Source organism: Butyrivibrio sp. YAB3001, from assembly GCF_900112195.1.
Lineage (GTDB): Bacteria > Bacillota > Clostridia > Lachnospirales > Lachnospiraceae > Butyrivibrio.
This window is the reverse complement of sequence record NZ_FOKR01000009.1, coordinates 149,767-166,046: the sequence shown is the minus strand read 5'-3', so window position 1 is coordinate 166,046 and position 16,280 is coordinate 149,767. Positions and strand designations below refer to the sequence as shown.

The following is a 16,280-nucleotide window of genomic DNA, read 5'->3' as shown; positions in this document are numbered from 1 at the left end:
ATTATAGCATAGTGATTTTAACAAAACAATTTTCTATATGATATTTATTATCTTTCTTTTATGATATCATTTATCTAATAATCAAAAAGTAATTTCCTGTCAGTAAAGGAGCGCGCCATGTTTACTTTTAAGAAAGCTTTGCCTGAAGAAGTCGGAATCCCATCATCAAGCATTAAGGAACTACTTCTTTTCCTTGATAAAAAAGACATCCCAATGCATTCTATGCTTATAATGCGTCAGGACAAACTTGTCTTAGAAAAATACTATGCCCCTTACGCTCAGGATACGCTTCACAGAATGTTTTCCATCAGTAAAAGCTTTACTGCGTTAGCTATCTTTCTGCTTCTTGAAGAAAAGAAAATCACTTTAGATGATTCTATTACTGACTATTTTCCGGAATATGTAAACGCAGATACGCATCCCTGGATAAAAGCCACCACCATAAAAAATATGCTTATGATGCGCACCTGTCATGCAGCTGCAACCTACAAGGCAGATATGACTTCAGATTGGACAAAGAGCTTTTTTACAACCCTTCCCACTCATAAACCGGGCACTGTTTTTCACTATGATACATCCGCTGCGCATGTGCTCTGCGCTCTTGTGGAGAAACTCACAGGAAAGCCAATGCTTGACTATCTCAAGGAAAAAATCCTAAACTATATGGATTTTAGCAAAGAATCCTACATGATAAAAGACCCTTTTGGCGTATCCATCGGTGGCAGCGGACTTATGGCAACTCCAATGGATGTGCTTAAAGTTCTTTTCCTTTTGGATAAAAAAGGGACTATAACCTGCAATGATGGTATTGTGAGGACACTTTTAAATCCCGAGCTTATCGAAAAAGCCACCTCAAACTTAAGTGACACTATCATGACAGGTCCCCTTCCAAGCGAAGCTTCCGGCTACGGAATGCAGATATGGCAAAATGAAATGGGCGGCTACGTTTTATACGGCATGGGTGGCCAGCTGGCAATCAGTCTCCCTGAAAAAGAGCTGCTCATCATGACAACTGCTGATACTCAGGGAATAGCTGGCGGAAATCAGGTAATTTATGACGCGATTTACAATATTCTTTTACCAAGCATAAAGAATGCACCGCTCAATACCATAATGGATGAAAAGAAAAGTGCCTACGATTCTCTCGTTGAAGTTGCAAATTTCCTCGAGATAGCACCTCCAAGAATGCCCAAAAGCCGCCTTGTGAATCCGATTCTTGAGGATCTTCCCGAATTCATAAAAGGAGTCGCCAATCCCAAAGGAGCCAATATTGATTCCGCAGATAGCCTACGGGATAACTCCGGAAACTTCTCAGTGTTAAAATATGATCTTGATGAAAACGCCCAGGGATTTAGCTCGCTTCAGCTTAACTTATCCCACAACGGAGTGTCAACGCTCAGACTGATAAGAAATGATGAAAAGTCTACTTCTCCTCTTCAGTATGACATAAACTTTGGTATTCAGAACATGCAGGAAGGTATTTTTCCAAAATATGGCACCCACTATACAGCAGGTGCCATCTGGCTTAGAGAAAATACATTGTATATACGCGTTCATCTGATCGGCGAATGCGTTGGTTCAGTGCGCTTTGAACTATTCTTTGAAGAAAAAGAAATCACTGTTTTCATGCGCAAGATTGAAGAAACTTATTTCAAAGAATTCGACGGACATCTGCACGGATATCTGCAATGTAATTAGAATTACCAGTCAACACTTCCTGCCATACTTTATTAAAATCATACTAACTCCTTGGGGAAGCGAATTTTGAGCATTCAAATGATATATTATATAGCCATATCGTTTCTTCTGCGCACAAACAATCATTTAATAAAAGGACAGTTTTCGCAAGCAATATTCTGTATGCTTACAAAAACTGTCCTTATTTATATTTAGACTCTTTTATCCGATATCTGGTTCATCCATAAGTTCAATTGTGTCCTTAACCTTGCCGTCAGTCTCAAAAATTATTATCTCATTTTCTCCATCCTTAAGAAGTGGAGCCGGTATATACAACCTCTTCTGAGGTCCGATTTCCCAGAATCTTCCAAGATTAAAGCCATTAATGAATGCTACACCTTTGCCCCATCCTTCAAAGTCAAGGAAAGTATCGCCCTTTTCTGTAACATCAAAAGCGAAACGATAAAATGCCGGTGTTCCCTCTTTGTAGTCCTTAGAGAAATCAACTTTATCTATGTTATCAAGAGGAAGTGTATAAATATCCCAGTCATTGTGAATATGTCCGTTTATCTGTACGCAACGGCCAATACCCTTTCTCTGAGTTTCCATGCGAGGTCCAAAGTTTACTCTTCCCATGTTTTCAACAAGAACGTCAAATCTTTCATTAAGTCCTGCCAAAGAACCTGTTCCAAGACCGGCTTCGGGCATAGCACCTGCTGCTGTCTCAGGAGTAAGTCCATTCTCCATCATGAACTTTCCAGCAAGCATCTGCGCAGGCTGACTGCATGCAAGATATTTCTCAAGAGGAATATTATGTTCTGCATCAAGTTCGTGATCATAAAGAGTGATGAGCGGTTTTTCATCAACAAATACATTGGCTCTGTCAGCAGTCTCCCACAGCTTAAGCTTGGCAATTCCTGCCTCGGAATGTAATCTTGAGCGATAAAGGATATATCCGTAGCTCTGATCAAGTTCCTCCATATTTACTGTATATGGCAGATGCACAGGAGTGCTTAAATCATCTACAACTGAGAAAAGACTTGTCTTTTCCTTGCAGGTAAGCTCTCCATAGCTCTTTCTCTTTATATCCATGCTAAAATTCACTTCAGGGACATCAACGTATTTTGAAATAACTTCTTTATACTTGCGATATTTCTCAGTGATCTGTCCATCCTCTGTCAGAATTCCGTCATAGTCATAGCTTGTAACATCAGGTGTAAGCTCATTATAGTAGTTAGAACCGTTCATAAAGCCAAAGTTTGTGCCTCCCTGGAACATGTAAATGCTGACATTTCCAAGTTCAAGCATCTTATCAAGGTCCTCGGTGCTCTGGACAAGATTGCCCTTCATGTGACCGCCATTTCCCCAGTGGTCAAACCAGCCAACCCAGAACTCAGCGCACATAAGTGGGCCACCATTAGCATAGTCTTTTATCACATCGAAACGTTCTTCAGTCTTGGAACCAAAGTTTCCTGTAGGATGAGTTCCTTCTGCATATCCGCCGCGATAACTCTCATGATATGGGCCATCAGAAGTGATGAGAGGAACTGTAACTCCATATTTTCTCATGAGGTCTGTCATGAATTTCATGTATTCATGGTCGTTTGCATAGTAGCCATATTCATTTTCTACCTGCATAAGGATTATGTTGCCACCGTTATCAATCTGATACTTAGTGATCCTTGGCATAAGAACCTTATAGTAATCTTCTACTGCATCAAGAAATGGCTTATAGCTTACACGAAGACGCATATTTCTGTCTTTTAACAGCCATGCGGGAAGTCCGCCAAATTCCCATTCTGCACAAATATAAGGTGATGGTCTTATAATGATATAAAGTCCAAGCTCTGTAGCTGTCTGTATGAACTTCTCAATATCGCAAAAGCCCTCAAAATTAAACTCGCCCTTTTTAGGTTCTGTAAGATTCCAAGGAATATAAGTTTCTACAGTATTACAACCAAGTGCCTTTAGTTTCTCAAGTCTGTCCTGCCAGTATTCCGGAACAGTTCTGAAATAATGAAAAGAACCTGAGATTACCTTAAATGGTTCACCATTAAGATAAAACGTGTCTTTAATCTCAAATTTTCCCATGTTTATTATCTACCTCCTTATTAAAGCTCTAAGTGACTTTCTCCAACTTCACAGTTCATTATTCAGTCTTAACATGATGTAAAGGTCAAAAATTATGTCACGATTATTACGCACAATACGCTGCCACAATCCTACGTAACATTTGGAAATCATATTTTCTTTTTGCCTTTATATCTTTACTTCAAATCCCAGTAGATTGAAGTAAAGGTATAAAAACAAAAAACGATTTTTTTAATGACAGTTTCCTTTTTCTCAAAGTAAGGGAATACTGCGTATAGTTCACAGTATTCCCTTTTTAACTCAGAACTTAATCACTTGTAAAGAGCATCGAACTGTCTCTGAAGCTCTGCAGTAACATCATCGATACCGGCTTTCTGAAGAGCTGCCTGATACTCAGCAACGATATCTTCAGCAGTTCCCTGGAATTTACCAAATGCAATCTGCTTCATATATGTTGTGTGGATATCATTGATGTTGTCAATCTTTGACTGAATATCGTCTACATCAGGAACGAACTGACCATATGGATAGTCAATCTTGATCTTATCATACTCAGCATAAAGCTTTTCGATAGCATCCCAGTTCAATGTAGAATCCTTGATCTCAAGGTCATCATTACGTCCCCACCAGTAGTTTACAGAAATTCCGTCTGTAGCTGAGTTGTATCCCTCAGGTGTCTTTCTCATGCCATCTGCTGTGATCTCATAAGACTTTCCTTCAACACCATAGTTAAAGAGCTTGTAGCACTCAGGATCGTTTCTGATAAGATCGTAAACCATAAGTGCTCTCTCAGGATTCTTGGAAGCTGCTGAAATAGCCATTGCGCCATGAGTGATTGAAAGAGCTACAAGGTTATTTGTCTCTTCACCAAAGTAGAAGAAGCCTGTCTCAGCCTTAGGATCATCATAAATTGTGTAACCATCCTTGTGTGAGCAAAGGTCTGTCCATGTCTGTGTGTGGTGCTGCTCTGCTGCTACACGTCCGATCTTGAAATCTTCTCTGTTGTCAGACGTTGTATTGTTGAGAACGTCTGTCTTCCAAACGCCAATCTCATCCCATTCCTTCATCATCTTAGCAAATTCAACAAGTGAATCTGTATCTGTTACATAAGGTGAGTATACTGTGTAAAGGTCGTTCTTTTTGCCGCCCCACATAGCGCCTGAATTGATACCGTCAATTGAAACATAGTCAGAATGAGATGTGATCCATCCACCAACCATTGTTGCATACTGTGTACCATCTGAATCCCAAGGAATAACATCAGGATATGTCTCTTTTACATATCTGAAATATGTTGTAAGGTCTTCCCAACTCTTTACACCATCAGATAATCCAGCTTCTTTTGCCCAGTCAAGACGATATGCAAAGCCGTGGTTAGTCCACTGTGCATAATTATCTTCAGGCATAAGGTAGATATTTCCGTTGTATTTGCAAAGTTCCCAATGCTCAGGTGAAACAGACGCCCAAGTCTTAGGTGCATAGGTCTTAAGCATATCCTCTGAAAGTTCAAGGAAAGCGCCGTTCTTAGCATTTGGCCATGCATCAAGCCAGTCAGAAGCTGTTCCTACAAGGTCTACTGTTCCATCCATACGTGCAAGTGTTAAGTTGTAGTTAGAAAGATAATCTGTCCAGTCAATATAGTAAACTTCAAGTTCAGCATTAACTTTTTCTGTAAGGATCTTATTAAGCTGTTCAAGCATTGCATCTGTCTGGTTTCCTTCAGGTGCGCCACCTGTTGTCATGTAAGTAACAACTACGTGTTCAGATGTGTCAACCGCTGAAGCATCTGAGCTTACATTATTTGTTGTTGTCTCTGTCTTTCCTGCGTCAGTACTTGTTGTTGTCTCTGTCTTTCCTGCGTCAGTACTTGTTGTACTTCCATCTGTCGATGAGCCGCATGCTACGATTCCCATTACCATGCTTGCGCTAAGTAATGTTGCTAATAACTTTTTCTTCATTTTTATCCTCCTTTAAAATGTGAAAAAATATGTGAATTCACATAATGTGAATTTCATTTCTGCTCAACCTTTTACCGCACCGACTGTAATACCGCCGATAAAGTATTTCTGAACAAATGGATACAGGAATACGATAGGACCTGTAGCCATTACCGCTGTTGCCATCTTAAGTGATTCTGTAGGCACATCTGTAAGTGTGATATACTGCCCCGCGATAGAATTCTTAAGGGCCTGTGTTTCGTTAACAACCTTGTATAACTGGAACTGAAGAGGCTTAACCGCCACTCTTGAACTAAGGAACAGTGATGACTGATACCACTCATTCCAATAACCAAGGGCAAGGAAAAGACCTATAGTAGCAAGTGCCGGCTTAAGCATAGGAAGGATAAGTCTTGTAAAAATAACCATATCCCCCGCTCCGTCAATCTTACCTGATTCGGTAATCTCATGAGGAATAGCCTTAACAAAGTTTTTCATAAGAATGATCAGCCATGGTGACATCAAAAGTGGAAAGAATACTGCAAGATAGCTGTCATTAAGTTTATAGGTCTGTGTCATCAGAAGGTAATATGGTGCAAGTCCTGCTGAGAACAAAGATGTAAAGTAAATGTAAAAAGAAATTGCATTTCTCAGAGGAAAGTCTTTTCTCTGAAGTGCGTAACCTGTCATGGCAATGATCAAAAGACCACATACGGTACCACACAATGTAAGTGTTATTGTAAGTCCATAGGATTTCCAGATCATTCCGCCTCTTACAACCATCTCATAGGCCTTTACCGTAAATTCCTTTGGTATCAGCTTAACGCCTTCTGCTCTGATAACTGATTCATTTGTAAAAGATGTTCCGATAATGATCAAAAATGGAAAAACGCAGGCAAGTGCATAAAATGTTATCAGCACATAGCCGACAGTTCTTATTATGATATCTGAAACGCCAAGTTTTACTTTGACACCTGTCATCTCAATTTCGTTGTTCTTGGACATTTTGTGCTCCTCTTTTCTATCTTTATGGTAATTCAGTATTTCTTTAGAATAATGAATAGTCAGGATCAATCTTTTTAACTATAAAGTTGACTGCCATAACCATCACAAAACCAATAATCGACTGATACAAACCAACAGCTGAAGCTGTAGAAAAGTTAAAGTCTGTGATTGTTGCGCGGTATACATAAGTCTCAATAATATCTGTTGTAGGATACAGAAGTGAGTTTGTACCAATAATATTATAGAAAAGACCAAAATTACCTTTTACGATTCCGCCCAGAGCAAACAAAAGAAGAATTACGATTGTTGGCTTAAGTCCGGGAAGAATGATGTATCTGATCTTCTGGAAAGCGTTTGCTCCATCAACCTTTGCAGCCTCAATTATCTCTGCATCTATTCCGCAGATTGCAGCAAAATAAACTACTGAGTTATAGCCTGTCTGCTGCCATAGATGAACGATAACAAGAATTACCGGCCAGACAGATGCATCTGAGTATGGTCCCCATTTCTCTCTTCCAAGTGAAGTGAGAATCTCATTAACAAATCCATAGTCATAGTTCAAAAGGTTGTAAACAAGGATTCCTACAAGAACCTGTGAAATGAAGTAAGGAAGAAACATCATTGTCTGTGAAACCTTCTTGAACATCTTGCTCTGCATCTCATTGAGAAGAATAGCCACCACAATTGCGAGCAGATTTCCGAGTATGATAAATGCTATGTTATATAAAATTGTATTCTTGGTAAGATCAAAGAGTTTACCTGATTCAGCAAGGAACTTAAAATTGTTAAGTCCTACAAATTTACTTCCAAAAATACCATCTCTGTAATTGTACTTAACAAATGCAACCCAAATTCCCGGCATCGGCATGTAACTGAACAAAAAGAAAAAGACAACTGCAGGAAGGCACATGAGCTCAAGAACCCTGTATCTCCACAAAGTTTCAAGCACTCCGCGTTTTCTTATTCCTGTAGTAGAAGATGTTTTACTATTTTTACTCATAATAGCCTCCCACATTTGGTAGAATCACAATCGATTGAAAAATCAGCAACGTCCCCATTTGTGCATTTTAACTATTTGCAACCGATTTCATATAATAATTTAATCATTAATTCACCATTATCGTCAACGTATTTTTTGAAACCGATTGCATTTTTGGCAATATGCAACAAAAAAGAGACATTCCCTTGGGAACATCTCTCCAATTTTGGTAATATTGCCGAATCATTCCGGCACCGGTCCTGTACTTTCACGAATTATAAGTCTTGGCTCTACCATCTGTATATATTCTGCATCATTCCCCTGTATAATACTGATTGCTGTATCCACAAGTTTTTTTCCATAATCCGAATAATTATAATCTATACTTGTGAGCTTAGGAACAGTGAGCTCTGCAATATAAGTATTGTCAAAGCTTGCAATAGAGATATCCTCCGGAATACGAAGTCCATGCTCTATGATGCTTCTGAGTGCGCCGCTTGCCGCGAAGTCATTTATGGTAATGATTGCAGTCGGTCTGTCTTTTAACTCAAGTACTTTGTTAGTTGCTTCGTAACCGGATTCAGGATCATAGAAGCTGTTAACAACATACTCTCCTCTTTCAACAATTCCGTGCTTTTGAAGGCTTTCCTGATAACTCTGATACTTCTTGTATGTGGAAACAACACGCATTTCGCCGCCGACCAGAGCAATTTTTGTATGTCCAAGAGAAATAAGATGATCCATCACAAGATCCATTCCATGTGACTCATCAATAACAACACTGTGCACAGACGTTTTATCCAGTTTGCCAGTTATGATAAATGGGATATTTTGTGAAACACGCCTGATCTTTTCAGCATACGCATCGTCAGTTATCAGATCATCAACACGGCCTCCCATCTGGATAACGGCATCCGGACGCTGTCTTATAAGGTTATCAAGCTGAGCAAGTTCCCTTTCCTTACTTCCATGGAAATTGACAAGCGCAACACTGTAGCCCGCTTCCTCTGCCGCCTTTTCACAGGAAGCAAACATCTCTGAATAATAGGGATTGCGCACATCTGCCACCAAAATACCTATCATTTTGGTTGCTGTATCAGAAAGCCCCTTTGCAAGCGCGTTTGGCTTAAAATCATATTTATCTATTATACTTTGGATTTTCTCTTTTTTCTCCTTACGGACAGACGCGCTGCCATTGAGCACGCGAGAAACAGTAGAAGCTGAAACTCCCGCTTCCTCTGCTATATCATATATCGTAATTGTTTTACCGACACTAGATTTGTCTCGTTCCATACTAACTCCATCCTTGGGGGACCGTTTGAAACCGATTTCAATTACATATTACGAGATTGGAACAACCATGTCAATACTGAATCATTTCTGTATGAGCAGCAAAATCAATAGCCCATATATACTCCGGGTATATCACTTTCTGACAGATGAAAATCTTTACTATCCTCATCGCTGTCAGATGTCTCCATTTTTACAACATTAACATAACCATCATTGATCATATCAACCATGTATTTAACAATATCCGGATCAAACTGCGTTCCGGAGCCTTTTTGAATTTCTTCTATAATTTCATCCTTATTCAGATGTCTTCTGTACACACGATTGCTGGACATTGCATCATATGAATCTGCCACTCCCACAATTCTTGCATATAAAGGAATCGCCTCCCCTTTAAGTCCTTCAGGATAACCATTTCCATCAAATCTCTCATGATGATAAAGCGCTGTTTCCCTGATTCCTCTTATGGACGATAATTGCTTCAACATATTTCCGCCTGAAATTGTATGGTCCTGGATGCATCGCCTCTCTTCATCGGTCAGTTTCCCGGGTTTATTTAAAACAGCATCAGGAATACTGATCTTCCCGGCATCATGCAAAAGACCTGCGTAATAGATATTCTGAACCTCATCCTCTGAAAGTCCCATTCTTTTTCCCATCTCTGCTGCATACATTGCAACTCTCTTGGAATGTCCCCTTGTATAAGGATCTTTAGCATCGATAAAGCTAATGAAAGTATTCATTGACTGAAGGATTATCCTGGCACTATTCTGCTGCTTATCATAATAACTTCTCAGATTGTATTTTGTTACCAAAAATCCCACAAAAGCAATGCTCCAAATAAAAATTGCAGCAATGATCACTCCACCTAAATAATCATGCTTCTTAGTATAATCCTGATATCCGACAAATTTGATCTGACCGGGATTAAACTCTTCTCTTGTGCTCAAAGAGACAAAAAAATCTATTGCCTCATAGGAACCTATTTCCACATTGTAATCCTCGGGGCTTATTATAAGTGTGCTGTTGTCTGTATAAAAGATAGATTCAGCATTTTGTGTACTTTCAACAATCGTTCCCTCCGGCACAGTCAATAGCATTTTCCAATTCTTCATAGCGCTATCACTGATGTTATAAAGCACACATGCATATTCCGTGCTATAAACATCAGCTATCTTTCTTTCAGAATTCTTGCTGACAGTAGCATATACTTTATCAGACAGTCTGGAACCGGTAAGACTTATCTGCGTAACATATTCTCCCGCTACATTATTGCTGAGCGCAATTCGGTTAACATAGTAACCTGTAATCAGCATGGAAAAGACAGCTAAATATAATAAAAAAGAATTAATAGTCTTATCAACTTTCATAAAAGCCTCTCATAAGAAAGAATTTCGTCCGCACAAGTGTGTATCTATAGTGCAACTTTTTTCGTTATTCTCCCAAATATATTATACGGCATAATGTGTTTATATTCACGTCCAAATGTACATTAACAAACACGGAAGATTATTTTCATAAGACAGCATTTCCTGTACCAAAAAGAGCTCTTTCTTTTAGCTATCTGCCAAAAGAAAGAGCCCTTGAATTTTCTAATATCTGATAAATATCCTATTTAGCGAATTATCTCTGGATACGTCCTGATCCGTCGCCACCTGCAAGCTTATTAACTTCATCTACTGTAACAAGGTTGAAGTCACCTTCAATAGAGTGCTTAAGAGCTGAAGCAGCTACAGCAAATTCGATAGTTGCCTGTGAATCAAATCCGTTTACGCAGCTGTAAATAAGTCCGCCACCAAATGAATCTCCTCCACCAACTCTGTCAACGATATGAAGTGCATATTTCTTTGAGAAGAATGCTTCTCCATCTGTATAAAGCATTGCGCTCCAATTATTGTCATTAGCAGAAATAGATTCACGAAGTGTAATAGCAACCTTCTTGAAGCCAAAACGCTCTGTGAGCTTCTGAGCAACTTCAATGTAGCCTTCTCTGTTAAGCTTACCTGTTGTAACGTCTGTAGAAGAAGCCTTGATTCCGAATACATCGCCTGCATCCTCTTCGTTTGCGATACATACATCTACATACTGGCAAAGTTCAGCCATAACTTTTCCTGCTTTTTCTTTGCTCCAAAGCTTTCCTCTGTAGTTAAGGTCACAGGAAACTGTAAGGCCATGCTCTTTAGCTTTCTTACAAGCCTCAAGAGTAATCTCAGCAAGGCTGTCACTTACAGCAGGAGTAATTCCTGTGAAGTGGAACCATTCTGCTCCATCAAAGATATCATCCCAGTCAAAATCTGCAGGAACTGCTTCTGCAATAGCAGAATGAGCTCTGTCATAGATGCACTTTGAACCTCTCTGTGAAGCACCCTTTTCGTTGAAGTAAATACCTACTCTGTCGCCGCCTCTTGTTATCTTAGATGTGTCAACACCATATTTTCTAAGAGAGTTAACAGCAGCCTGTCCAATTTCATGCTTTGGAAGCTTTGTTACATATACTGAATCAAGTCCATAATTAGCAAGTGAAACAGAAACGTTTGCTTCTCCGCCGCCGAATGTTGCCTCTAAATGGTCAACCTGAACAAATCTAAGATAATTATCAGGCTGAAGACGAAGCATGATTTCACCAAATGTTACAACTTTTTTTGCCATAGTACTAATCCTTCTTTCTAATATTCTTATAAAAAAACGCTACAAATACATGTTTTATTCTAATGAGATAAAAGCAATCAATTACTTGTTATAAAACTTATTAACAGATAAAGAAGTCTGCTCTCATCAGTTCTTTACAAGATGAACCGCAAATCCGCCAAACTCTTCTGCAAGGTAAGCAACTTTAAGATGATTATCAGCATCATAGCTAAATGAAGTCTCGTCAAACTTAACTCCCTGCTTTCCAAGATGGTAAACTGCTCTGTCAACATTGTTAGTTCCGATAGCGATATGACCGTGTGTGCCACGTCCCTGAGACTTCATAACTTCAACAACTGAACCCGCAAATACAGATGAGTTGCCAACCTTCTTAGTAAAGCCAAAAAGATCAAACTTATCTGCTGTAGCTTCAGCAGCTGCAGCGTCAGTCTCATTGATGCCTACATGCTTCATTGTAAAGCCAAGCATTGCATTAACTGCATCTCTTGTCATTGCTTCAATCTCATCAAACTTGCCTGCTGAAATAAGGTCTTTCTTAACCATCCAGCTTCCGCCGCAGCAGAATACCTTATTAAAGCTGAGATAATCATTGAGATTGTTCTTGTTTACACCGCCAGTTGGCATGAAGTGCATCTTTGTGTAAGGAGCTGCCATTGCCTTGATCTTGGCAATACCACCGTTCTGCTCAGCAGGGAAAAACTTAACACAGTCAAGTCCAAGTTCAATAGCCTGCTCGACTTCGCCTGGAGTAGCTGTTCCGGGAACTACAGGAACACCAATGCTCTGAATATATTCAACATTTGATCTGTTAAAGCCAGGGCTTACGATAAACTTTGCTCCTGCTGCCTTAGCACGATCAGCTTGTTCTTTATTAAGAACTGTGCCTGCGCCAACGATCATCTCAGGGAATTTCTGAGAAATAATTCTGATTGCCTCTTCTGCTGCAGCTGTACGGAATGTAACCTCTGCTGCTGGAAGTCCACCCTTTATAAGAGCTTCTGCAAGTGGCTCAGCGTCCTTCGCATCATCAATTGCTATAACAGGTACAATACCAATTTTATAGAGTTCTTCACAAATCTTATCCATTTTAATAGCCTTTCTTCTTAAGTTAACAATTCTTAAAACTTGCTTTTTTCATAGAATCAGATACTGTAAATGCATTACTCACAGTATCTGACTTAATAATCGTTAGATTTATATCTTAATAAAATACAAAGCTGTAAACTACGCACTTATTGCTAAAAACATCTCAATATAAACATGCGGGGATGTATTTATCAGTCAACGTCCTGAAGCTTTGAAGGATCAAGGTTTGAAGGATCCTGACCAATATATGCTGTAATTCCGCCGTCAATATAAACAACCTGTCCATTGATAAAGTCTGAAGCAGGTGAAGCAAGGAATACTGCAAGTCCCATAAGATCTTCTGTTTTGCCCCATCTCTGAGCAGGTGTCTTTGAACGGATGAATCTGTCAAATGGATGCATTGATCCATCAGCCTGTTTCTCACGAAGAGGAGCTGTCTGAGGAGTTGCGATATAGCCAGGTCCGATAGCATTGCACTGAATGTTGTACTGACCATACTCAGAACAGATATTTCTTGTGAGCATCTTAAGTCCGCCCTTTGCTGCAGCATAAGCAGATACTGTCTCACGACCAAATTCTGACATCATTGAGCAAGCGTTGATAATCTTACCGCTGCCCTTCTTGATCATTGCAGGAAGAACTGCCTTTGAGCAGATAAATGGACCAGTAAGGTCTACATCAATAACCTGCTGCCACTGATCAACTGTCATCTCTGTCATAGGAATTCTCTTGATAATTCCTGCATTGTTTACAAGAATATCGATTGTTCCAATCTTAGCCTCTACATCAGCAACAAACTTCTGAACCTGATCTTCTTTTGTTACATCACAAACAGCACCATAAGCCTCGATTCCAAGTTTTTCGTACTCAGCAAGTCCCTTATCAACAAGTTCCTGGTTAATATCGTTAAATACTACCTTTGCTCCGCTCTGTACAAATGCTGTTGCATATGCAAGTCCAAGTCCGTAAGAAGCTCCTGTAACCCAGGCTACTTTTCCTTCAAGTGAAAAATTCTTCAAAAAATCCTGCATTTAAATACCCTCCTTAATTATGCTTTCCTATTATTAAAGTTCAAAAAATGTTCCGGTGGGTCATAAGGTCTTTCACCCACTCTCAAGCAAGCTTGTCGTGGGTTCAGGCTTTCGACCCTGACATTTATCACATCAAATCCTGCATTGCGCAGTCATCCATATCATCAAAATCCTGATTTTCTCCGACCATTCCCCAGATAAATGTATATGCCTGAGTTCCACAGCCTGAATGAATTGACCAGCTAGGGCTGATAACAGCCTGCTCATTTCTCATAATAATATGTCTTGTTTCTGTTGGCTCGCCCATAAAGTGCATTACAAGCGCATCTTCCGGAATATCAAAGTACAGATAAACTTCCATTCTGCGGTCATGTGTGTGGCATGGCATTGTATTCCATACACTTCCAGGCTTAAGCTCAGTCATTCCCATTTCAAGCTGACAAGTCTCAACCTGTCCGGGAAGGATATACTTATTGATTACTCTGTGGTTAGCCTGTTCAAGACTTCCAAGTTCCTTCTTGTTCTCGTCCTTGATTATTACTACGCCTTCCTCTGGAGTTCCCTCTCTCTTGATAAGAACTGTCGGATATGTCTTATGAGCCGGTGCGCTGTTAATATAGAACTTGGCAGGTTTAGCAGAATCCTTGCTGGCAAAAGAAATATCTCTTGAGCCCATTCCAATGTACATTCCCTGCTTATAATCCACATCATACTTCTTGCCGTCAATAGTGATTACTCCAGCTCCGCCAATATTGATGACACCCATTTCACGTCTCTGTAAAAAGTACTCTGCTCTAAGTTCATCACCTGCTGTAAGCTTTAATTCCTTATTTACAGGAACTGCTGAACCAGTAATAATTCTGTCAATATGGCTGTAAACAAGCTTGATATCATCAGGCTGAAAGAGATCATCGATCAGAAATTCCTCTCTAAGTCTCTTTGTATCATAATTCTTTTCATCCTTAGGTGAGCATGCTGTTCTAAGCTCCATCTTATCATCTCCTTCTTATATTTATGTATATATTCAAATCATATATTTATGACAAAAGACAAATCATATCGACTATCACTGTCTGAATTGTCTGTTTATATTATGTAAGGGCAAAAGAAAAATAAGCTCCTTACTGATGTAACAACTTACTTTATTACAAGTAACTGTACTAACTCTTGTATCATAACGTATAATATATTCTTTGTCAGTTCATTTTTGTTATAAAAACTTGCAAATCTTGACCTTTTGTAAGAGCTTTCATATTTTTTACATTTTGAACAAGAATTCCCTATTCAATAAAAAAGCGCCATCTTGTCACTACTGACAAAAATGGCACCTCTAAAAATTATTCTTTTTATATGAGTAGAACGATAAGCCGGGTTATGTCTTGGATGATCATCTATCTAGAACTGCTGTCACCAACAGTTTCAAGCGACCCACCTGAAAGCGAATCGGGCAAATTCATAGCTTTCTATTCGGTCTTGCTTCGAATGGGGTTTACATGGCTACTGATGTTACCACCAGCACGGTAGTCTCTTACACTGCCTTTCCACCCTTACTTAGCAAAATGCTAAGCGGTATATTTCTGTTGCACTAGCCTGGGAGTTACCTCCACCAGACGTTATCTGGCATCCTGCCCTGCGAAGCCCGGACTTTCCTCTCCCATGCCCTTTCGTCTGCATGGCAGCGATCATCTGTCCTACTCATTCATATAATGTAATATCCAAATCTGATTTTGTCAATTTTTTTATTTTCTTGTAGACAAACACTTATTTAAATGCTAATATATGAAACGTTGCTTTAAAATGTCAGTTCGAAACCTTCCTGACACAAAACAAAACTAAAGGAGAATTTTATATGCGTAACAAAAAAGTTTTATTTATCTCACAGGCTGCTATTATCGCGGCTCTTTATGTAGTGCTCACACTACTTGCAAACGCTCTTGGACTTGCAAATTATGCAATTCAGGTTCGTTTCTCTGAGGCACTTACCATACTGCCTTTCTTTACACCAACTGCTATTCCGGGTTTATATGTCGGCTGTATCATCAGTAATATCCTTACGGGATGTCATCCACTTGATACTGTTTTCGGTTCTCTTGCAACCCTCATCGGAGCTGTTGTGACATACCTGATTGCTCATGGTTTTAACAAGCCTTACACCAAGGAATTTAACAAAGTCAACCCAGTAAGAAAATGGCTTTGCCCTATTCCTCCAATCGTAGCAAATGTGATCATTGTTCCTCAGGTAATAAGATATTGCTATGGTTCAACTGACTCAGTTCCTTTCCTTATGCTTACAGTAGGAATCGGTGAAGTTATCTCCTGCTTTATCCTTGGAATGATTCTTCTTCACGCTCTTGAGCCAAGGAAAGAGAATATCTTCCGCCAGGGCATGGCTTGATAAAAAAAAATTAACCAATTTAAATTGATATAACAGAAATAACAGTAAACAAAAAGACGTTTCTTTCAACATCATTCAGATATTTGAAAGAAACGTTTTTTATCTCATTATATAAAGCTCAAAAGCAATGTCACGGA

12 protein-coding genes and 1 other RNA gene are annotated in these 16,280 nt (G+C 39.4%); 2 read left to right on the top strand and 11 right to left on the bottom strand.

Annotated features, from left to right (window positions below):
* The first annotated feature begins 117 nt into the window (after positions 1-117).
* Positions 118-1,698 (top strand): serine hydrolase domain-containing protein, encoded by a 1,581-nt coding sequence (locus BM086_RS11310; RefSeq protein WP_092326500.1) that lies wholly within the window; start codon positions 118-120, stop codon positions 1,696-1,698.
* Between the two features lie 201 nt (positions 1,699-1,899).
* Here BM086_RS11310 and BM086_RS11305 read toward each other — a convergent pair whose 3' ends face one another.
* The 11 genes from BM086_RS11305 to rnpB form a co-directional block, all read right to left on the bottom strand.
* Positions 1,900-3,768, bottom strand: coding sequence for a glycoside hydrolase family 35 protein (locus BM086_RS11305; RefSeq protein ID WP_092326497.1), 1,869 nt, complete (start codon positions 3,766-3,768; stop codon positions 1,900-1,902).
* A 311-nt stretch (positions 3,769-4,079) separates the two neighbouring features.
* Positions 4,080-5,726, bottom strand: a complete 1,647-nt coding sequence (locus tag BM086_RS11300) for an ABC transporter substrate-binding protein (RefSeq protein ID WP_092326494.1) — start codon at positions 5,724-5,726, stop codon at positions 4,080-4,082.
* A 63-nt stretch (positions 5,727-5,789) separates the two neighbouring features.
* Entirely contained in the window at positions 5,790-6,710 is a 921-nt protein-coding gene (locus tag BM086_RS11295; protein ID WP_092326491.1) for a carbohydrate ABC transporter permease, read from the bottom strand.
* Between the two features lie 43 nt (positions 6,711-6,753).
* A complete protein-coding gene (locus BM086_RS11290; protein WP_092326488.1) occupies positions 6,754-7,710 on the bottom strand; it encodes an ABC transporter permease in 957 nt (318 codons plus the stop codon).
* A 222-nt stretch (positions 7,711-7,932) separates the two neighbouring features.
* Positions 7,933-8,982 (bottom strand): LacI family DNA-binding transcriptional regulator, encoded by a 1,050-nt coding sequence (locus BM086_RS11285; RefSeq protein ID WP_092326486.1) that lies wholly within the window; start codon positions 8,980-8,982, stop codon positions 7,933-7,935.
* Positions 8,983-9,086: 104 nt separating this feature from the next.
* Positions 9,087-10,352, bottom strand: coding sequence for an HD-GYP domain-containing protein (locus tag BM086_RS11280; protein WP_092326480.1), 1,266 nt, complete (start codon positions 10,350-10,352; stop codon positions 9,087-9,089).
* A 253-nt stretch (positions 10,353-10,605) separates the two neighbouring features.
* Entirely contained in the window at positions 10,606-11,631 is a 1,026-nt protein-coding gene (locus BM086_RS11275; RefSeq protein WP_092326477.1) for a sugar kinase, read from the bottom strand.
* Positions 11,632-11,757: 126 nt separating this feature from the next.
* Complete coding sequence (locus tag BM086_RS11270; RefSeq protein ID WP_092326474.1) at positions 11,758-12,717, bottom strand: bifunctional 4-hydroxy-2-oxoglutarate aldolase/2-dehydro-3-deoxy-phosphogluconate aldolase; 960 nt, start codon at positions 12,715-12,717, stop codon at positions 11,758-11,760.
* Positions 12,718-12,908: 191 nt separating this feature from the next.
* Positions 12,909-13,748 carry a gluconate 5-dehydrogenase gene (locus tag BM086_RS11265; protein ID WP_175560229.1) on the bottom strand — a complete coding sequence of 280 codons (840 nt, stop codon included), beginning with the start codon at positions 13,746-13,748 and terminating at the stop codon, positions 12,909-12,911.
* 127 nt (positions 13,749-13,875) lie between these two features.
* Complete coding sequence (gene kduI, locus BM086_RS11260) at positions 13,876-14,739, bottom strand: 5-dehydro-4-deoxy-D-glucuronate isomerase (protein ID WP_092326471.1); 864 nt, start codon at positions 14,737-14,739, stop codon at positions 13,876-13,878.
* A 356-nt stretch (positions 14,740-15,095) separates the two neighbouring features.
* Positions 15,096-15,446: RNase P RNA component class A (gene rnpB, locus BM086_RS11255), an RNA gene on the bottom strand.
* 151 nt (positions 15,447-15,597) lie between these two features.
* On the opposite strand from rnpB, the gene BM086_RS11250 reads away from it, so the two are divergent.
* The gene (locus BM086_RS11250) at positions 15,598-16,143 is read left to right on the top strand and encodes a QueT transporter family protein (RefSeq protein WP_092326468.1); all 546 of its coding nucleotides are present in this window, start codon (positions 15,598-15,600) and stop codon (positions 16,141-16,143) included.
* Positions 16,144-16,280 lie beyond the last annotated feature (137 nt).